16 protein-coding genes are annotated in these 20,010 nt (G+C 58.7%); 5 read left to right on the plus strand and 11 right to left on the minus strand.

The window, feature by feature from the left end:
* Positions 1–31 precede the first annotated feature (31 nt).
* A complete protein-coding gene (gene mfd, locus F3I15_RS07805; protein WP_150017345.1) occupies positions 32–3,484 on the minus strand; it encodes a transcription-repair coupling factor in 3,453 nt (1,150 codons plus the stop codon).
* A gap of 378 nt (positions 3,485–3,862) precedes the next feature.
* Between mfd and lolC the strand changes: the two genes are divergently transcribed.
* The 4 genes from lolC (at position 3,863) to cobB (ending at position 7,981) form a co-directional block, all read left to right on the plus strand.
* Positions 3,863–5,062, plus strand: coding sequence for a lipoprotein-releasing ABC transporter permease subunit LolC (gene lolC / locus F3I15_RS07810; RefSeq protein WP_150017346.1), 1,200 nt, complete (start codon positions 3,863–3,865; stop codon positions 5,060–5,062).
* The gene (gene lolD, locus F3I15_RS07815) at positions 5,055–5,759 is read left to right on the plus strand and encodes a lipoprotein-releasing ABC transporter ATP-binding protein LolD (RefSeq protein ID WP_150017347.1); all 705 of its coding nucleotides are present in this window, start codon (positions 5,055–5,057) and stop codon (positions 5,757–5,759) included. The genes lolC and lolD overlap by 8 nt, the downstream gene beginning before the upstream one ends.
* Entirely contained in the window at positions 5,756–7,000 is a 1,245-nt protein-coding gene (gene lolE / locus F3I15_RS07820; RefSeq protein WP_150017348.1) for a lipoprotein-releasing ABC transporter permease subunit LolE, read from the plus strand. Before lolD ends, lolE begins: the two co-directional genes overlap by 4 nt.
* Before the next feature lie 147 nt (positions 7,001–7,147).
* Entirely contained in the window at positions 7,148–7,981 is an 834-nt protein-coding gene (gene cobB, locus F3I15_RS07825; RefSeq protein WP_150017349.1) for a Sir2 family NAD+-dependent deacetylase, read from the plus strand.
* Between the two features lie 32 nt (positions 7,982–8,013).
* Here the strand turns inward: cobB and potD are convergent, their stop codons facing one another.
* The 4 genes from potD to potA are packed head-to-tail and all read right to left on the minus strand — an operon-like array spanning position 8,014 to position 11,794.
* Positions 8,014–9,054, minus strand: a complete 1,041-nt coding sequence (gene potD / locus F3I15_RS07830; protein ID WP_150017350.1) for a spermidine/putrescine ABC transporter substrate-binding protein PotD — start codon at positions 9,052–9,054, stop codon at positions 8,014–8,016.
* A 10-nt stretch (positions 9,055–9,064) separates the two neighbouring features.
* A complete protein-coding gene (potC, locus tag F3I15_RS07835) occupies positions 9,065–9,838 on the minus strand; it encodes a spermidine/putrescine ABC transporter permease PotC (protein WP_108569256.1) in 774 nt (257 codons plus the stop codon).
* Positions 9,835–10,695, minus strand: a complete 861-nt coding sequence (gene potB, locus F3I15_RS07840; RefSeq protein WP_150017351.1) for a spermidine/putrescine ABC transporter permease PotB — start codon at positions 10,693–10,695, stop codon at positions 9,835–9,837. Before potB ends, potC begins: the two co-directional genes overlap by 4 nt.
* The gene (potA, locus tag F3I15_RS07845) at positions 10,679–11,794 is read right to left on the minus strand and encodes a spermidine/putrescine ABC transporter ATP-binding protein PotA (protein ID WP_150017352.1); all 1,116 of its coding nucleotides are present in this window, start codon (positions 11,792–11,794) and stop codon (positions 10,679–10,681) included. Before potA ends, potB begins: the two co-directional genes overlap by 17 nt.
* 286 nt (positions 11,795–12,080) lie before the next feature.
* Here potA and pepT point away from each other — a divergent pair, with 286 nt between their 5' ends.
* The gene (gene pepT / locus F3I15_RS07850; RefSeq protein ID WP_150017353.1) at positions 12,081–13,310 is read left to right on the plus strand and encodes a peptidase T; all 1,230 of its coding nucleotides are present in this window, start codon (positions 12,081–12,083) and stop codon (positions 13,308–13,310) included.
* A 43-nt stretch (positions 13,311–13,353) separates the two neighbouring features.
* On the opposite strand, the gene F3I15_RS07855 is transcribed toward pepT, so the two are convergent.
* The 6 genes from F3I15_RS07855 to mnmA form a co-directional block, all read right to left on the minus strand.
* A complete protein-coding gene (locus tag F3I15_RS07855) occupies positions 13,354–14,475 on the minus strand; it encodes a cupin domain-containing protein (protein WP_094112135.1) in 1,122 nt (373 codons plus the stop codon).
* 58 nt (positions 14,476–14,533) lie between these two features.
* The gene (phoQ, locus tag F3I15_RS07860) at positions 14,534–15,994 is read right to left on the minus strand and encodes a two-component system sensor histidine kinase PhoQ (RefSeq protein WP_150017354.1); all 1,461 of its coding nucleotides are present in this window, start codon (positions 15,992–15,994) and stop codon (positions 14,534–14,536) included.
* A gap of 3 nt (positions 15,995–15,997) precedes the next feature.
* Positions 15,998–16,666, minus strand: coding sequence for a two-component system response regulator PhoP (phoP, locus tag F3I15_RS07865; RefSeq protein WP_039383893.1), 669 nt, complete (start codon positions 16,664–16,666; stop codon positions 15,998–16,000).
* Positions 16,667–16,774: 108 nt separating this feature from the next.
* Positions 16,775–18,145, minus strand: coding sequence for an adenylosuccinate lyase (purB, locus tag F3I15_RS07870; RefSeq protein WP_150017355.1), 1,371 nt, complete (start codon positions 18,143–18,145; stop codon positions 16,775–16,777).
* Between the two features lie 44 nt (positions 18,146–18,189).
* Positions 18,190–18,831 (minus strand): high frequency lysogenization protein HflD, encoded by a 642-nt coding sequence (gene hflD / locus F3I15_RS07875; protein ID WP_108569259.1) that lies wholly within the window; start codon positions 18,829–18,831, stop codon positions 18,190–18,192.
* A 34-nt stretch (positions 18,832–18,865) separates the two neighbouring features.
* Complete coding sequence (gene mnmA, locus F3I15_RS07880; RefSeq protein WP_150017356.1) at positions 18,866–19,978, minus strand: tRNA 2-thiouridine(34) synthase MnmA; 1,113 nt, start codon at positions 19,976–19,978, stop codon at positions 18,866–18,868.
* Positions 19,979–20,010 lie beyond the last annotated feature (32 nt).

Here is a 20,010-nt window from a genome sequence, read left to right on the forward strand (position 1 = left end):
AAAGCGCCGTAAGGCGCTTTTTTCTTTTGCATCAGCCCGCCGGCAGCCGGTGCCTGGCCAGTTCAGTGATAAAGTCCTGAACCCACTCCATGCGCAGCTTGCGTTCAGCCAGATCGCGCGTGAAGCGCAGCCGCGTCGGGCCATCCAGCTTCCACTGTGCCGGATCTTTCTGCAGCAGGCTAATCAGCCAGCCGGGATCGATCTGATTCTGTGGGGCAAACTCAAAGAAGCCGCCTTTGTCACTGGCTTCAATTTTGCGCACGCCCAGCTCGCGCGCGGCCAGGCGCAGCGCGGCAATATCCAGCAGATTGCGCGCGGCGTCAGGCAGTTTGCCGAAGCGGTCAATCATCTCTACCCGCAGTTCAGCCAGATCCTGCTCGTCGGCGGCACTGGCAACCCGCTTATAGAGTGAAAGACGGGTGCTGACATCGGGAATAAAATCGTCGGGCAGCAGCGCCGGCATCCGCAGTTCAATCTCAGTCTGATTGCTGGTGAGATCTTCCAGCGACGGCTCGCGTCCCGCTTTCAGGGCATCCACCGCATTTTCCAGCAGCTCCATATAGAGCGTAAAGCCGATGCTCTCCATCTGACCGCTCTGATCCTCGCCCAGCAGTTCACCGGCGCCGCGGATTTCAAGGTCGTGCGTCGCCAGCGCAAAGCCGGCGCCTAAATCTTCCAGCGAGGCGATCGCCTCCAGCCGCTTCTGGGCATCGGTGGTCATCGCTTTCGGGTGCGGTGTCAGCAGCCAGGCGTAGGCCTGGTGGTGCGAGCGGCCAACGCGACCGCGCAGCTGGTGCAGCTGCGCCAGACCAAAGTGATCGGCACGTTCAATGATGATGGTGTTGGCGCTGGGTACATCGATACCGGTTTCAATGATGGTGGTACAGACCAGTACATTAAAACGCTGATGATGGAAATCGTTCATTACCCGCTCCAGATCGCGCTCGCGCATCTGGCCATGACCAATCGCGATACGCGCTTCCGGCACCAGATCCGCCAGCCGCTGCGCCGCTTTCTCAATGTTTTCCACGTCGTTATAGAGGTAGTAAACCTGACCACCGCGCAGCACTTCGCGCAGAATCGCTTCACGCACCACCAGGCTGTCATACTCGCGCACAAAGGTTTTTACCGCCAGGCGACGGGCAGGCGGCGTGGCGATAATCGACAGATCGCGCATGCCGCTCATCGCCATATTCAGCGTACGCGGAATAGGCGTAGCGGTCAGCGTCAGGATATCGACGTCGGCGCGCATCGCCTTGATGCGCTCTTTATGCCGCACGCCAAAGCGGTGCTCTTCATCCACAATCAGCAGCCCGAGGTCGCGCCATTTGAGATCGCTCATCAGCAGTTTGTGCGTGCCGATCAGAATATCGATTTTGCCTTCGCTCGCCTGCTCCAGCACCTGTGCCTGCTCTTTCACGCTGCGGAAGCGTGACAGCATCTCGATACGCACCGGCCAGTTGGCAAAGCGATCGCGGAAGTTATCATAGTGCTGCTGCGCCAGCAGGGTGGTGGGAACCAGTACCGCCACCTGCCTGGTGTTCTCCACGGCCAGAAACGCCGCGCGCATCGCCACTTCCGTTTTACCAAAGCCCACGTCGCCACACACCAGGCGATCCATGGCCAGCGGCTGGCACATATCACTCAGCACGGCGTTAATTGCCTGCGCCTGGTCCGGCGTGGTTTCAAACGGGAAGCCCTCGCAGAACAGCCGGTACTGCTCGCGATCGTGCTTAAAGGCGTAGCCGCTTTTCGCAGCACGCTGGGCGTAGATATCCAGCAGTTCCGCCGCCACGTCGCGTACCTTTTCCGCCGCTTTCTGCCGTGCGCGTGACCAGGCGTCGCTGCCCAGCTTGTGCAGCGGCGCATTTTCATCGGCGCCGCCAGCGTAGCGGCTGATCAGATGCAGTGAGGAGACCGGCACATAAAGCTTGGCGTCGCCGGCGTAGGAGAGCATCAGATACTCCGCCACAATACCGCCAGCCTCAAGCGTGGTGAGTCCGATATAACGACCGACGCCGTGCTCCAGATGCACCACCGGCTGCCCCGGATGCAGCTCCGCCAGGTTGCGGATCAGAACGTCCGGATTGATGGTGCGGCGATTATCCTGCCGGCGACGGCTGACGCGCTCGCCCAGCAAATCGCTTTCACAGATCAGCGCGCGATCGCGCAGCGTATCGATAAAGCCACGCTCGCTGGCGCCAATCATCAGGCTGTACGGCTGAGCCGCCGCTTCGCTGAAGTGTTCAACCGGCTGAGGGCGTAGCTTAATGCGCGCCAGCAGCTCCTGCAGGCTTTCCCGGCGGCCTTCACTCTCTACCGAGAAAATCACCTGGCCGCTGAACTGCTCCAGAAACTGGCGCAGCAGGTCGAGTGGGGCTTTCGCCTGGGCCTGCACGGTAAGCTCCGGCAGCGGTTCATAAGCCAGGTTGGCATTGGCGGCTTTTTCCGGCAGCGTTTCTGCCGTGAGCTGCATGCGCGGCCAGGCTTTCAGTTCGCTGAGCAGCGCATCGGGCCGCAGCCAGAGCGTGGCCGGCTCCAGCAGCGGGCGCATCGGATCGATGCGCCGGTTTTCAAAGCGCGCGTTCGCATCCTGCCAGAAGCGCTCCGCGCTGCCAGCCAGATCGCCGCAGTTCAGCACCAGCGTGCTGGCGGGCAGGTAGCTGAACAGCGTGGGCAGCGGCTGCTCAAAAAACAGCGGCTGCCAGTATTCGATGCCGGAGGGCAGCGTGCCTTTACTGACCTGCTGATAGATATGCTCCGGCTCGCGGCGCACGTCGAAAATTTCGCGCCAGCGGGTGCGAAACAGCTCGATCGCCGCTTTATCTGTGGGAAATTCGTGCGCCGGCAGGAGATTGATCGCATCCACTGACTCCAGCGTGCGCTGGCTGTCGACGTCGAACAGGCGCAGGCTGTCGATTTCATCATCAAAAAAGTCGATGCGATAGGGCTGGTCGCTGCCCATCGGGAAGAGATCGAGCAGGGCACCGCGCGTGGCGTATTCGCCATGCTCCATCACCTGATCGACGTGGCGGTAACCCGCCTGCTCCAGCTGCTCGCGCAGCGCGTCGCGTGACAGTTTCTGTCCCTGTTGCATCACCAGCGCGTGCCCGTGCAGGAAGCTGTGCGGGCAGACGCGCTGCATCAGCGTATTGACCGGCAGAATCAGCATACCGCGGGCCAGCATCGGCAGCTGGTAAAGCGTAGAGAGGCGCGCAGAAATAATATCCTGATGGGGCGAAAAGCTGTCGTAAGGCAGCGTTTCCCAGTCCGGCAGATTAATTACCGGCAGGTCGGTAAACTGTCGGATCTCCTCCTGCAGCCGCAGCGCGGACTGCATATCCGGGGTGATCATCAACACCGGACCCTGATGGCGTTCGGTGATACTGGCGCATTCAACCGCCTGTGCGGCGCCGACCAGCTGGCCGAGCTGACGATGGTCTCCTGCTTTGGCAGGCAGGGTATAACGGTGCTGTTCCGACATAGGGTCTCGACGTGCTCTCCTTGTATTTCAGGGCGTCATCATTCCATAAACCGCCCTGATGATCATCTCTCCATTGTGCCCGCAGGCAGGCCGGAAGGGAGCGACAGCGACTCCGCGCTATCAGCCTGAGAGATATAATAGTCCCGATATGCCAGTGATGGTATGCGCGCGCCGCCAGCGGCAACCGTTCGTACAGCTTTTATCCGGCCGCGCGGCGGGGCGGAACCGTTGCGGTGACAGAAATCTCTCCTGTGGCGCGGCAGGGACGCATTTTGATGCAACTTCGCTCAACACTCAGTGGGTTAGAGGTTTCATAAAGCAGGCGGCTCCATTATCATCCCTCTACCTTATTATCAGGCAATGGCCAGAACGGAACTCATGTATCAACCAGTTGCGCTATTTATCGGTTTACGCTACATGCGTGGACGGGCTTCAGACCGCTTCGGTCGCTTCGTCTCCTGGCTCTCAACTATCGGTATTACCCTGGGCGTGATGGCGCTGGTGACCGTGCTGTCGGTGATGAACGGCTTTGAGCGTGAGCTGGAGGGGAACATCCTGGGGCTGATGCCGCAGGCGCTTATCACCAGCGACAAAGGCAGTATCGATCCGCAGCAGCTGCCGGCTGACAGCCTGAAGCTGCAGGGCGTCACGCGCATCGCTCCCCTGACCACGGGCGATGTGGTGCTGCAGAGTGCGCACAACGTCTCGGTCGGCGTGATGCTGGGCGTTAATCCGGACGAACCCGATCCGCTCACGCCTTACCTGGTCAACACGCAGCAGCAGGTGCTGCAGGCGGGCAAATATAATGTGATCCTCGGTGAGCAGCTCGCCGCACAGCTCGGCGTGAAGCGGGGCGATGCGCTGCGTCTGATGGTGCCTTCGGTCAGCCAGTTTACGCCGGTCGGGCGCCTGCCCAGCCAGCGCATCTTTACCGTTGCCGGCACTTACGCGGCAAACAGTGAAGTAGATGGGTACCAGATCCTTGTCAATCAGCAGGATGCATCACGCGTTATGCGCTATCCGGCAGGCAGCATCACCGGCTGGCGGCTCTGGCTGGAAAAGCCGCTGAGCGTGGATGCGCTGAGCACCCAGCCGCTGCCGCAGGGCACGGTGTGGAAAGACTGGCGCGAGCGCAAAGGCGATCTTTTCCAGGCGGTACGCATGGAAAAAAATATGATGGGGCTGCTGCTGAGTCTGATTATCGCCGTAGCGGCGTTCAATATTATTACCTCGCTGGGTCTGCTGATTATGGAGAAGCAGGGCGAAGTGGCGATTCTGCAGACGCAGGGCTTAACCCGGCGGCAGATTGTCGCGGTCTTTATGGTGCAGGGCGCCAGTGCCGGTATTATTGGCGCGCTGCTGGGTGCGCTGCTTGGCGTGCTGCTTGCCAGCCAGCTGAACACGCTGATGCCGGTCATCGGCCTGTTTCTCGATGGCGCGGCGCTGCCGGTGGACATCAATCCCTGGCAGGTGGTGATTATCGCCCTGATTTCAATGACGGTTGCGCTGCTCTCAACCCTTTATCCCTCCTGGCGCGCTGCCGCCGTTCAACCCGCTGAGGCTTTACGTTATGAGTAATACCCCTTTGTTGCAGTGCCGCGACCTGTGCAAACGCTATCAGGAAGGCAGCGTGCAGACCGATGTGCTGCGCAACGTGGCTTTCAGCCTGCAACCCGGCGAGCTGGCGGCGATTGTCGGCAGCTCCGGCTCCGGTAAAAGTACGCTCCTGCATCTGCTGGGCGGGCTGGATGCGCCGACCTCGGGCGACGTGGTGTTTGATGGCCGTTCGCTTAATGCCATGAGCGCCGCCGCAAAAGCGGAGCTGCGCAATCGCGAGCTGGGCTTCATCTATCAGTTCCATCACCTGCTGCCTGACTTCAGCGCGCTGGAGAACGTGGCGATGCCGCTGCTGATTGGCAAAACGGCCAAAGCGGAAGCTGAGAGTCGCGCCCGCGAAATGCTGGCGGCGGTCGGGCTGGAGAAGCGCGCCGCGCATCGTCCTTCTGAGCTCTCAGGCGGCGAGCGTCAGCGCGTGGCGATTGCCCGGGCGCTGGTCAACCGTCCGCGTCTGGTGATGGCGGATGAGCCTACCGGCAATCTTGATGCACGCAACGCCGACGCGATATTTGAGCTGCTGGGCGAGCTTAACGTGCGTCAGGGTACGGCGTTTCTGGTGGTGACTCACGATCTGCAGCTGGCAAAACGGCTGACGCGGCAGATGGAGATGCGTGACGGACAGCTGAGCGATCGCCTGACGCTGGGAGCAGAGGCATGACCTCTTCACTCTCGCTGTTGCTGGGGCTGCGCTTCAGCCGGGGCCGGCGGCGCGGCGGCATGGTATCGCTGATTTCAGTGATCTCCACCGTGGGAATTGCGCTGGGCGTGGCGGTACTGATCATCGGCCTCAGCGCCATGAACGGTTTCGAGCGTGAGCTGAATAACCGCATTCTGGCCGTCGTTCCGCATGGTGAAATTGAGCCGGTCGAAGGGCCGCTGCGCGACTGGCAATCTCTGATCGCCCCGATGGAGCAGGTGCCCGGCATCGCGGCGGCGGCCCCCTACGTTAATTTTACCGGATTGATTGAGAGCGGAGCCAGGCTGCAGGCGCTGCAGGTCAAAGGGGTTGATCCGCAGCAGGAGTCGCGTCTCAGCGCACTGCCGCAGTTTGTCGCTGGCGACGCCTGGGCACAGTTTGCCGCCGGCAGGCAGCAGATTATTTTAGGCGGCGGTATTGCCAAATCACTGAACGTAAAGCAGGGCAGCTGGATCACCATCATGATCCCGAACAGCAGCGCGGATAATAAGCTGCAGCAGCCAAAGCGCATCCGGCTGCAGGTCAGCGGCATTCTTCAGCTGAGCGGCATGCTCGATCACAGCCTGGCGCTGGTTCCGCTGGCGGATGCGCAGCGCTATCTGGGCCTGGGCGACAGCGTCAGCGGTATCGCACTGAAGATGAGCGATCCGTTTCAGGCGCAAAAACTGGTGCGCACGGCCGGTGAGGTAACCCACGCCTATGTTTATATCAAAAGCTGGATTGGCACCTACGGCTATATGTATCGCGATATCCAGATGATCCGCGCCATTATGTATCTGGCGATGGTGCTGGTGATCGGCGTTGCCTGTTTTAATATCGTTTCCACGCTGGTAATGGCAGTCAAAGATAAGAGCGCAGACATTGCCGTGCTGCGTACCCTGGGGGCGAAAGATGGGCTTATCCGCGCTATCTTTATCTGGTACGGGCTGCTGGCGGGCCTGCTGGGCAGCGTCAGCGGTGTTATTACCGGTGTGCTGGTGGCGCTGAATCTGACGCCGGTGATGCGCGGCATCGAACATCTGACCGGGCATACGCTGCTGGCAGGCGATATCTATTTTATCGACTTCCTGCCGTCGGAACTGCACTGGCTGGATGTTGTCATTGTACTGGCAACCGCTATCGTGCTGAGCCTGATCGCCAGCTGGTACCCGGCGCGTCGCGCCAGCCGCCTCGATCCGGCCCGCGTGCTGAGCGGTCAGTAACCGCCCTGACGCAGCCGCTCCGGCGGCTGCGTCCGGTTTCAGCGACTGCGTACGGCGGTGTGGCCGCGCAGTCGCTATTACCGGGACAGCATTGCCCACTACAACACCCGAAACACGGCGTACTGCGCCGCAGATCAAGGAGTTTTTATGCGCATACAGCGCCGCCGCCTGCGGCTCGCCCGCGACCGGAAAAACCGCCGTAAAGTGCATCAGCGCTTTCGCCAGCGCATTTTTGAGCGCGATCGCAGCGCTGAACTCGCCGCGCATCCGCTGCCGCGCGTGGTGGTACTGACCGGTGCCGGCATCTCTGCTGAATCGGGCATTCGTACTTTTCGCGCCTCCGACGGCCTGTGGGAAGAGCACCGTATTGAAGATGTTGCTACGCCGGAGGGCTTTCGCCGCGATCCGGCGCTGGTGCAGCGCTTTTATAATATCCGCCGCCAGCAGCTGCAGCAGCCGGAGATCCAGCCTAACGCCGCGCATTTGGCGCTGGCAGAGCTGGAACAGGCGCTGGGCGATAACTTTCTGCTGGTCACACAGAACATCGATAATCTGCACGAGCGTGCCGGCAGCCAGCGCGTGCTGCATATGCATGGCGAACTGCTGAAAGTACGCTGTGAGGAGAGTGGCCAGGTGGTGACGTGGTACCGCGACGTGACCGCCGACGACCGCTGCACCTGCTGCCAGTTTCCGGCGCGGCTGCGGCCGCACGTGGTGTGGTTTGGCGAAATGCCGCTCGGCATGGAAGAGATCTATGAGGCGATGCAGCAGGTCGATCTGTTTATCGCCATCGGCACCTCAGGCCATGTCTATCCTGCCGCCGGATTTGTACATGAAGCCACGCTGCAGGGCGCGCATACGGTCGAGCTGAACCTGGAGCCAAGTCAGGTGGGCAATGAGTTTGCCGAAGGAAAATATGGCCTGGCGAGCGAAGAGGTACCGGCATTTGTGCAGCGCCTGCTGCAGAGCCTGGAGCACTAAACCGGGCGCCTGCGCGGCGCCCGTTACGCCCTTCAGCGGCCCGCTTTCAGCTTCTGAAACAGCGTTTCATACTGTACGCTGGCGGCCCCGACATCATTCTGCCATTCGCCTTTTCTGATGACGTCAGCAGGCGGATAGAGTGACGGATCCTGCGCAACGGCGGCAGGCAGCAGCTTTTTTGCCGCCAGATTTGGCGTCGGGTAACCGATGGTTTCCGCCACCTGAGCTGCCACATCAGGGCGCAGCAGGAAGTTGATCAGCTTCAGCGCCCCCTCCCGGTTTTTCGCATTGGCCGGGATTGCCAGATTGTCCATCCAGAAAATGCCGCCTTCTTCCGGCCAGACAATGCTCAGCGGCGTGCCCGCCTGACGCGCCACGTAAGCGGAGCCGTTCCAGATCATGCCGACGTTGACTTCACCCTCCATAAACGGGTTACCCGGATTATCGGAGTTAAACGCCAGCACGTTCGGCATCAGCTTTTTCAGCTCTTCCGACGCGGCAGCGATCTGCGCCGGGTCCTGCGTATTACCGGAATAACCGAGCTTGCGCAGCGCCACCTGGAACACTTCGCGCGCATCGTCCGTCAGCAGCAGACTCTGCTTATATTCCGGCTTCCAGAGGTCGGCCCAGCGTGTGATCGTTTTAGGATCGATCTCATCGCTGTTGACACCGATAGCGGTCGCGCCCCAGATATAGGGAATGGAGTAGTCGTTATTGGGATCGAACGGCTTGTTGAGCAGGTCGGGATCGAGATTTCTAAAGTTGCTCAGCTGCGATTTGTCGATCTTCTGCAGCATCCCCTCATTACGCATTTTGGCGACAAAATAGGTCGAAGGCACCACCAGATCGTAGGCGCCATCTTTCCAGGTTTTCAGCTTGGCGTACATGCTCTCATTGGATTCATAGGTGGAGTAGATCACTTTGATCCCGGTCTCTTTGGTAAACTGCTCCAGCAGACCCGGCGGCACATACTCCGTCCAGTTGTAGAAGTAGAGCGTTTTATTGTCAGCCTGTGCGCTCTGCATACACAGCGCCATTGCTCCCGCTATCAGCCAGCAAGCGTGTTTTTTCATGGGGTATCCTCTATTGGGTTTTATCACGGAGCAGTAGCTGACTGATCGCCACCAGCAGCAGCGACAGCAGCAGCAGGATCGTCGCCAGCGCGTTCACCTCGGGTGAAACACCGACTTTCACCATGGAGTAGATCTTCAGCGGCAGGATTTCGAAACCCGGCCCGGTAACGAATGATGAGACCACCACATCATCCATAGAGAGAGTAAAGCTCAGCAGCCAGCCCGCTGCCACGGCCGGCATCGCCAGCGGCAGCAGGATTTTACGCAGAATCGTCACCTCGCTGGCACCGAGATCTTTTGCCGCCTCCAGCATGCGCACATCAAATCCTTTCAGCCGCGAGTAGACGGTGATCACCACAAAAGGCAGGCAGAAGGTGATATGCGAAAACAGCAGCGACCAGAAGCCGAGCGAGATCCCCAGCAGCATAAACAGCACCAGCAGGGAGATCGCCATAACGATATCCGGCGACATCATCACCACAAACAGCATCCCGCTGACAAAGGGCTTACCGCGAAAACGGTAGCGGTAGAGCGCGACGGCCGTAAGCGCGCCGATAAGCGTGGCGCAGGTTGCGGAGATCACACCCATGATAAGTGAGTGCTGCGCAGCCTGAATCAGACTGTCGTTGTTCAGCAGCAGCTGATACCAGCGCGTGCTGAATCCCTGCCAGTTAATGCCAAAGCGCGAGGCGTTGAAGGAGTTTACGATCAGGATAATCATCGGAATATAGAACCAGGCATAGATTGCGGCCATAAAGCCGCCGCGTAGCAGACGCGCCATCATGAGAGATCCATCCGGTTATTCAGCAGCCGCGCCGCCCGCCAGTAAAACAGCAGCATAATGCCCATCAGCAGCGTCATCACCACGCTGGTTGCTGCGCCTGACGGCCAGTCGCGAATGTTCAGGAACTGGCTTTTGATAATATTTCCGATCAGCAGATTTCTGGCGCCGCCCATAAGGTCGGCAACGTAAAACATGCCCATCGCCGGGATAAATACCAGCAGGCAGCCCGCGACAATGCCGGGCAGGGTCAGCGGCAGAATAATGCGTACAAACGTCTGGAGCTTACCGGCACCGAGATCGCGCGCCGCTTCAAGGTACGACCGATCGAGCTTCTCCAGGCTGGAGTAAAGCGGCAGTACCATAAACGGCAGCAGGATATAGATGAGTCCCAGAATCACCGCTTCAGAGGTGAACATGATGCGAAAAGGTTTATCTGTCACGCCGAGCCAGAGCAGAAAGTCGTTCAGCCAGCCGCGGGTGCTGAGAAAGATCTTCAGCCCATAGATGCGGATCAGCGAGTTGGTCCAGAAGGGCACTATCAGCAAAAAGAGCATCAGCGGACGCAGCCGGGGAGAGAGCCGGGTGAGGCACCAGGCAAACGGATAGCCCAGCAGCAGACAGCACAGGGTGGCGATAAACGCCATATTCAGTGAATGCAGCAGCACGCTGGCATAGAGCGGGTCGAGCAGGCGGCGGTAGTTATCAAAGGTCAGTACCATGCTGACAAAGTGCGCATCATCGCGCGTCAGAAAGCTGGTGACGATAATCATCAGATTGGGCAGCAGCACAAACAGCGTCAGCCAGCTGACAATCAGGGCAACAATCGCTTTCTGCAGACGATTACGCATCAGTTTCATAGGGCAGTACCACCTCCCAGTCCGGCACCCAGCGGATAGCCATTTTTTGATTCAGCGAGTGGTCAAAATCGGGGTCATCTTCGTTGAAGAATTCACTGACCGTCAGCAGCTTGCCGTTCTCCAGCTCCACCGAGGACTCCAGGGTCATGCCTTTATAGCTGCGGTCGCGAACAAAACCGGTCAGATACTCGCTGCGGCTGTCATGGGCGATCTCCTCAACGCGCAGATCTTCCGGGCGCAGCAGTACGTGCAGTTTATCACCGGGCGCTACCGGAAACGGGCAGTGCAGATCGCAGGCGATGCCTTCAACGCGAGCACGGATGGTGGGCGCGCGATCGCACGCGATTACCTCGGCGTCAAAGACGTTGATTTCACCGATAAAACGCGCCACAAACAGGTTGCCCGGCTCTTCATAAATTTCACGCGGCGTGCCATCCTGCTCAATGCGACCGTCGCGCATCACCACGATACGATCTGACATAGAGAGCGCCTCTTCCTGATCGTGGGTGACAAAAACAAAGGTGATGCCCAGTTTGCGCTGCAGCGCTTTCAGCTCGTTCTGCATCTGACGACGCAGCTTATAATCCAGCGCCGAGAGAGATTCATCCAGCAGCAGGACTTTTGGCCGGTTAACCACGGCGCGGGCGATAGCGACCCGCTGCTGCTGTCCCCCTGAAAGCTGACGCGGGCGCCGGTCGGCGAAACTCTCCAGCTGCACCATGGCCAGCGCTTCATCAACGCGCTGAACAATCTCATCGGCGGGACGCTTCTGCATGCGCAGACCGAATGCGACGTTCTCGAACACGGACATATGCGGAAACAGCGCGTAGCTCTGAAACACGGTATTGATATGACGCTGCTCGGCGGGCGTATCGGTAATATCGCTGCCATCCAGCGTGATACGGCCGCTGTCGGTGGTTTCCAGTCCGGCAAGCAGACGCAGAATGGTGGTTTTTCCACAGCCTGAAGGACCCAGCAGAGTAATAAACTCCCCGTGTCCGATATGCAGGTCGAAATCAGAGATGATGGTTTTCCCATCGAAAGCTTTACTGATGCCAGAAAGCGTAACCAGCGCCTGTTGCGCGCATGTTTGCGTCATTTTTGTCACTCAGTCTGAAGGGATCAGGATAGCGGCTCGCTGCCGGCGACAGCGAGCCATAGTGAAGGCGGGATAATACCTGAAAATTTATCTAATGCCATAATTTACCGCTGAATTACCTGGAAAAGAGGGCAAACTACCGAACTGTGCGTAACAGATCAGCCGGCAATAATTTACCTGGTACACGCTATAGCAGGCAGGCTAACCTAAAGAAGAGTGATATCGCGCAACACGGCGGCCAGCTGCCGCCACAATAATAACACTGGCTTAAACAGGGGGATAACAGATGGAACAGTTACTGGAACGCTTTCTGCGCTACGTAGCAATAGAGACGCAGGCTAAACCGCAGGCGCGGCAGGTGCCGAGCAGTGAGGGGCAGTGGATCCTGGCGCGTCAGCTGCAGGAAGAGCTGATTGCACTGGGCTTTGTCGATGTATCGCTGAGCGACCACTGCTGCGTAATGGGTACGCTACCGGCCAACGTCGACTGGCCAGTGCCGGTTATCGGCTTTATTTCTCATATGGATACCTCGCCCGATTATACGGCGAAAAACGTCAATCCGCAGATTGTGGAGAACTATCGCGGCGGCGACATTGCGCTGGGTAACGGGGATGACGTGCTGTCGCCGGTGATGTTCCCGGTGCTGCATAAGCTGACCGGACATACGTTGATCACGACCGACGGCAAAACGCTGCTGGGCGCGGATGATAAAGCGGGCATTGCGGAGATTATGACGGCGATGGCGGAGCTGGCAAAGGGTGACGTGCCGCACGGCGCTATCCGGGTTGCCTTTACGCCGGATGAGGAGATTGGCCGCGGCACGTCGCACTTCGACGTGGAAGGATTTGCGGCTGACTGGGCCTACACCATGGATGGCAGCGGTCTCGGCGAGTTTGAGTTTGAGAACTTCAACGCCGCAACCGCGATGGTCTATATCACCGGGAATAACGTTCATCCCGGCAGCGCAAAGAATGTCATGGTGAATGCGCTGGATCTGGCGATGCGCTTTCACGCTGAGCTGCCTGCTCAGGAGAAGCCGCAGTTTACCGACGGCTACGAAGGCTTTTTCCATCTGCACTCCATCAAAGGCACGGTGGAGCACGCTGAGCTGATGTACCTGATCCGCGATTTTGATGCAGACAGCTATGAACAGCGCAAACAGCTGCTGGAGAACATCGGACAGCGGGTGGGCAAAGGGCTGCAGAGCGAATGTTCGGTTAAAGTCGAGATCAGCGACAGCTACCGCAATATGCGCGAAAAAGTGGAGCCGCATCCGCATATTATTGAGCTGGCGCTACAGGCGATGCGCGACTGCGGCATTGAGCCTGACGTGAAGCCGATTCGCGGCGGCACTGACGGTTCCGCGCTGTCGTGGAAAGGGCTGCCCTGTCCGAATATCTTTACCGGTGGCTATAACTACCACGGCAAGCATGAGTTTGCCTCACTGAATGTGATGCAAAAGGCGACAGAAGTGATTGTGCGGCTCGCTGCGCTGGCGGCAGAGAAGCGGACATAACGCAGGAGAGCGCCTCTCCCGGAAGCGGGAGAGGCGCATGATTTTAATCAGCGAAGAACCAGTAGCCGCTGTTTACCAGACCGGCCAGCTGCGCCAGCAGTGACGGGTCATCCAGCGCGTCACCAAAATCTGCGAGAGCAAGCTCATGCTGGTGCGCCAGCGCGGCCAGTACCTGCGGATGCTGGCTGGTGATCTGCTCGCCATTAACATAGACGGCATCACCCAGCGTCAGTACGCGCAGGCCGCCAAGCCGCGTCAGCGTGTCACCCTGCTGTAGCGCATCGTAAATCTCATCCGGCTGATACGGCGGTTCCGGCGGCGCCACGTCCAGCTCATGGCGCGACTGCGAAATAAATTCGCCAAACCACTGGCTGAACTGCTCCGGCTGGTTGATCACGTCCAGCATAACCTGACGAATGCCTTCAACTTCTGAAGGCAGGATCTGCGACGGGCAGCTGCGCGAAGGCACTTCCGGATCGCTGTAGCGATAGCTGCCCAGCTCATGGGCCAGCATATAATCAGCAAAGCCGCTGATCAGCTCGCGGCCATTTGGCGCCCGGAACCCGACCGAATAGTTGAGCGCATTTTCCAGCGAGTAGCCCTCGTGCGGGAAGCCCGGCGGAATGTAGAGAATATCGCCCGGCTCCAGCTCTTCGTCAATGATGGCGTCAAACGGCGCAACCTGCAGCAAATCGGGATGCGGGCAGTGCTGCTTCATCGGAACCTTCTCACCCACGCGCCAGCGCCGGCGGCCGGTACCCTGAATGATAAAGACATCATACTGGTCGAAATGCGGACCCACACCGCCGCCCGGTACTGAAAACGAGATCATCAGATCGTCAATGCGCCAGTCGGGCAGAAAGCGGAACGGGCGCATCAGAGCAGCAGAGCCCTCATGCCAGTGGTTAACCGCCTGAACCAGCAGCGACCAGTTGCTTTCACCCAGATGGTCATAGCTTTCAAACGGGCCGTGGCTGACCTGCCATTTGTCGTTATGGTGGCTGACGAGGCGGCTGTCCACCTCATTCTCCATCGCCAGTCCCGCCAGCTCATCCGGCGAGAGGGGATCCACAAAATTTTTGAAGCCGCGCTTAAGCACGACCGGGCGTTTCTGCCAGTAGCGCTGAATAAAGTCGGTCTGGTTGATATCGAGCTGATAATCCATACGAAGCGTTCCGGTTGGAGCAATAATTGCTGGCAAGTATAACAGTCCGCAGCCGGTTCTACTCGCGGTGATGTGTAACTTCCTGCCGCCGGAACACCACTTCCATGCGCGTGCCGCCCAGCGGGCTGGCAGAGGCGCTGACGGTTCCGGCATACTGTTCAAGAATATCCCGCACCACCGCCAGTCCCAGCCCCTGTCCCGGCCGCAGCGTATCGGCCCGCTGGCCGCGGACGAAAATCAGATCGCGCTTGCTTTCAGGAATACCCGGCCCGTCATCGTCGATAAACAGATGCAGCGCCTGGTCAGTCTGACGCGTGCTGACTTCAATAAACTCCAGGCAATATTTACAGGCGTTATCCAGCACGTTGCCGAGCACTTCCATAAAATCGTTCTGATCGCCGACAAATACCAGCTCGGGAGGGATGTCGAGCGTGATCTCTACGCCCTTGCGCTGGTAAACCTTGTTGAGCGCAGAGCAGAGGCTGTCGAGCAGGGCGGAAACCGAGTGAAAATCGCGCTGCAGCGGATTGTGATCGGCCTGCATGCTGGCGCGATGCAGATAGTAACCCGTCTGCTGTGAAATACGGCTGATCTGCTCCAGCATCACCGGCTCAGCCTGTTCGATGGTGAGCGATTTGCCGTTGCGCAGCGATCGCAGCGTACTCTGCAGCACCGCCAGCGGTGTTTTCAGGCTGTGGGTTAAATCTGAGAGCGTGGTGCGGTAGCGGGTATAGCGCTGGCGCTCGTTGGTCAGCAGCAGGTTGAGGTTGCGCACCAGGCTTTTCAGCTCCTGCGGCGGGTTGTCGCCCAGGTTTTCCCGCTGACCGGTCTCCAGCTCGCGCACCTGCGCGGTGAGATCGCCAATCGGGCGCAGGCTCCAGTGAGCGGCCAGCCAGAGCAGCGGGATCACCAGTAGCAGGTTAGCCGCCAGCACATAGCTGAACCATGACCAGACCACGTCTGAGTGCTGCAGCTCCTGTGGGATGGAATCCACCACCACAATGGTCATCGCCGGCAGATTAACCGTCGCATCGTAGCGATTCACCGCAACCGAATGGGTAAAGGTGTCGTTACTGTTGCTGTCCAGCGCGTGCAGCTGCTGCTGCGCCTGGATGTTATCGCCTAATGCCGTCAGGCTGGTGCGGTTGCTGGTGTCAATTTCATAAAAGTCAGGCTTCAGCAGCCACTCGGGCTGGATCTTGTCGCGGATCTCCGGCACGTCGCGCTGCTGCCACAGCAGCTTGCCGCGTTCATCGTAGATAAAGACCAGGGTCGGGAAATTCAGCGTCATGCGCTCCGGCTGCGCGATGGTGAGTTTGTTATCCTGCCACTGCGCCAGGGTGAAAAAGAGGTTACTTTCACCACGCAGCACGCGGTAGGTATTTTTATCGAAACTCACGACATAGCCGATAACCGCGACCATGCCATAGGAGAGAGAGATAAACAGGACCACGGCGGCGGTCGCCAGCAGAAAGCGGGTACGGAGCGAGAGCGGGCGCAGCTGGCGAAACCAGTTCATAGGTCAGAGATCGAAACGGTAGCCCTGACCGCGTACCGTGTTGATCACTTCGGTCGGATGCAGTGCAAGGATTTTCTTGCGCAGGCGGCCCATCAGCACATCGATGGTATGGCTCTCGCGCAGTTCAGCATCAGGATAGAGCTGCAGCATCAGCGAATCTTTGCTGACCACTTTACCCGCGTTGCGGATCAGCGTTTCTGCAATCGTATATTCAAATGCTGTCAGCTTCACCGGCACGTCGTTCACCGCCAGCTCGCGACGTGACAGGTCGACCTGAAACGGCGGCAGGGAGATGATCTGCGATGCGTGGCCGCTATTGCGCCGCATCAGCGCCTGCAGGCGGGCAGCAACCTCCTCAATATGAAAAGGCTTGGTAACGTAGTCGTCCGCGCCAGCTTCCAGGGCTTCAACTTTTGCCTGCCAGCCTTCGCGCGCGGTCAGTACCAGGATCGGCTGGCGCACCGCGTCGCTGCGCCAGCGGCGAATCAGCGACATGCCATCTTCGTCGGGCAGGCCAAGATCAACCAGCGCAATGTCAGGCAGATGCTCCTGAAGAAAGTAGTCAGCTTCTTTCGCATCTTCAGCGGCATCAACCTGATGCCCCATATCACGCAGCTGAACGGCGAGATGGTGGCGCAGCAGAGCATTATCTTCCACAACCAGAACACGCATACTTTTTCCTTACCTGCAAACTCAGTGATAATAAAGTGAGTATACGTGAAGGGAGCTAAACCAGAGAACAACGCAACAGGCGCGCGGTGCGCGCCTGTGCAGGCGGAATTACTTCAGCTCATCGACCATTTGCACCGCGCGGCCCAGATAGTTCGCCGGGGTCATCTGCTTCAGGCGCACTTTCTCCTCTTCCGGCAGCGCCAGGCTGTCGATAAAGGTCTGCATGCCCGCCGCGTCCACGCGCTTGCCGCGCGTCAGCTCTTTAAGCTTTTCGTAAGGTTTTTCAATACCGTAACGGCGCATTACGGTCTGAATCGGCTCGGCAAGCACTTCCCAGTTGTGATCCAGCTCATCCAGCAGGCGATCGCGATTCACCTCCAGTTTTGAGATGCCCTTCAGCGTGGACTGATAGGCAATCAGCGCATAGCCGACGCCGACGCCGAGGTTACGCAGAACGGTTGAGTCGGTGAGATCGCGCTGCCAGCGTGACACCGGGAGCTTGCTGGCGAGGTGCTGCATCACCGCGTTTGCCAGACCTAAATTGCCCTCAGAGTTTTCAAAGTCGATAGGGTTGACCTTGTGCGGCATCGTTGAGGAGCCAATTTCGCCCGCGATGGTTTTCTGTTTGAAGTGGTTCAGCGCAACGTAGCCCCAGATATCGCGATCAAAATCGATCAGGATAGTGTTGAAACGCGCGATGCAGTCAAACAGCTCTGCGATGTAGTCGTGCGGCTCAATCTGCGTGGTGTAGGGGTTCCAGGTTATGCCAAGCGAGGTGACAAAATCTTCGCTGATCTGATGCCAGTCCGCTTCCGGATAAGCGGCGATGTGCGCGTTGTAGTTGCCGACGGCGCCGTTGATTTTGCCCAGCACCTCAATGTTGCCCAGCTGACGCAGCTGCCGCTCCATGCGGTAGGCGACGTTGGCCATCTCTTTGCCCATGGTTGAAGGGGTAGCGGGCTGACCGTGCGTACGGGAGAGCAGCGGAATATCGCGATACTCCTGCGCCAGCCCTTTCACCGCAGCGATGATTTTCTGCCAGTAGGGCGTGATAACGTCGCGGCGTGCCGTTTCCAGCATCAGCGCATGGGAGAGGTTGTTGATATCTTCAGAGGTGCAGGCGAAGTGGATAAACTCAGAGACCGCCTGCAGCGCAGGCACATCAGCCACTTTCTCTTTCAGAAAGTATTCAACCGCTTTGACATCGTGATTGGTGGTGCGCTCTATGGTTTTGATGCGTGCAGCGTCAGTTTCATTAAAATTGCTGACAATTGCGTCAAGGAAAGCGTTTGCGTCAGCATCAAATGCAGGAACTTCCCTGATCTCTGCGGTCGCAGCCAGTTTCTGTAACCAGCGAACTTCCACTTCCACGCGGAATTTCAGTAAACCAAACTCACTGAAAATGGCGCGCAGCGGGCTGACTTTATCGCCGTAACGGCCATCAACGGGTGAGACGGCGGTCAGAGAGGATAATTCCATCAGTGCAACTCCTGAAACGTTAACAGATGAGGGCAGGGCGGCGTTTAATACGCCGGACCCAGCCGGGATAAAATAGCTTTGGCTTCATTCAGCAGGCGCTGACGCGAAAACATCAGCTGCAGGCGGCCACCGCCACACTGCTGCCAGAGCACCGCTGAACGGATCCCCGCCAGCAGCGCCGCGCGGACTTTGTTTTGTACCTGAGTATTTTGCAGCACCTGCGGTGAGCCGGTAACCTGAATGCGCGGGCCCAGCGGGCTGATGATATCGACATAGATGCCCGCCATGGCGCTGGTAAGGGTGTCGGATTCGGGGCCGTAGTGCGCCAGCTGGCGGTCGAGCTGGCCGATACGCTGTGCCAGCGCCGCCAGTGCGGTTTTGTTGCCGCTGAGCTTGCGCTCCAGCACCATCAGACCCAGCGTGTAGCGCGTCACTTCCGCACTGGCACCCTGACGGCTGCCGCTGTTCAGCACCGCCATTAAGGTCTCCAGACCGGGGCGCAGATTGGCTTCGTCATTACCATACACCGCCAGCGTGGAGGCGGGATTGAGATCAAGCAGGCTGCGTATGGATACCTGCAGCGCCGCGCTGTCGCACTGGCCCTGATGCGCCAGCTGCTGCGTCAGCTGTGTGGCCTGGCAAATGCCCGCCAGCGCCAGCGTAATATCATAAAAATTTTTAGCCACGCTCTACTCCTGCAGAAAAATCAGCGGCGCTGTTTTACGCCTCAGGCAGCGGCAGGCGCTGCTCAATAATACCGCCACCGAGACAGACGTCACCCAGATAGAACACCGCAGACTGGCCCGGCGTCACCGCAGCAACCGCTTCATCGAAACGCACCTCAATGCGATCGTCACCAAGCGGCAGGATTTCACACGGGATGTCACTCTGGCGGTAGCGGGTTTTAACCGTGCAGCGCAGCGGAGAGGTCACAGGCTGACGATCGACCCAGTGCAGCTGCTGGGCGATCAGGCCCACAGACATCAGACGCGGGTGGGCGCCGCCCTGGGCGACAATCAGCCGGTTACGTGCGACATCTTTGTCCACCACATACCAGGGATCGTCATTGCTCTCTTTACGGCCGCCAATGCCCAGACCTTTGCGCTGACCGAGCGTATGGTACATCAGCCCCTGGTGCTCACCGACAATGTCACCCTCAACCGTCTCAATCTCGCCCGGTTGCGCAGGCAGGTAACGGCCGAGGAAATCGCGAAACTTACGCTCACCGATAAAGCAGATGCCGGTAGAATCTTTTTTCTTTGCGGTAATCAGATCCAGCTCTGCGGCAATGCGGCGCACTTCCGGCTTCTCCAGTTCACCGACCGGAAACAGGCTCTGGGCGATTTGCTGGTGGCTCAGGGTGTAGAGGAAATAGCTCTGATCTTTATTACCGTCGAGTCCGCGCAGCAGCTGGCTTCTGCCCGCCACATCGGCCCGACGCACATAGTGGCCGGTCGCGATATAATCTGCGCCGAGGTCGTCAGCAGCGAACTCAAGAAACGCTTTAAATTTGATCTCTTTATTGCAGAGAATATCGGGATTAGGCGTGCGCCCCGCCTTATATTCGTCGAGAAAATGCTCGAACACATTGTCCCAGTACTCAGCGGCAAAATTAATTTTGTGCAGTTTTATGCCGAGCTTGTCACACACGGCTTGTGCGTCAGCCAGATCGTCTGCGGCGGTGCAATACTCCTCGCCGTCATCCTCCTCCCAGTTCTTCATGAACAGGCCTTCAACCTGGTAGCCCTGCTGCTGCAGTAGCCACGCGGAAACGGAAGAATCGACGCCGCCGGACATTCCGACGATTACTTTTTTCTGGCTGTTGTCAGACATGACGCACTCTTGATTACAGTAAAACAGGCGGC

The organism is Pantoea sp. M_9 (assembly GCF_008631385.1).
GTDB lineage: Bacteria > Pseudomonadota > Gammaproteobacteria > Enterobacterales > Enterobacteriaceae > Pantoea > Pantoea eucrina.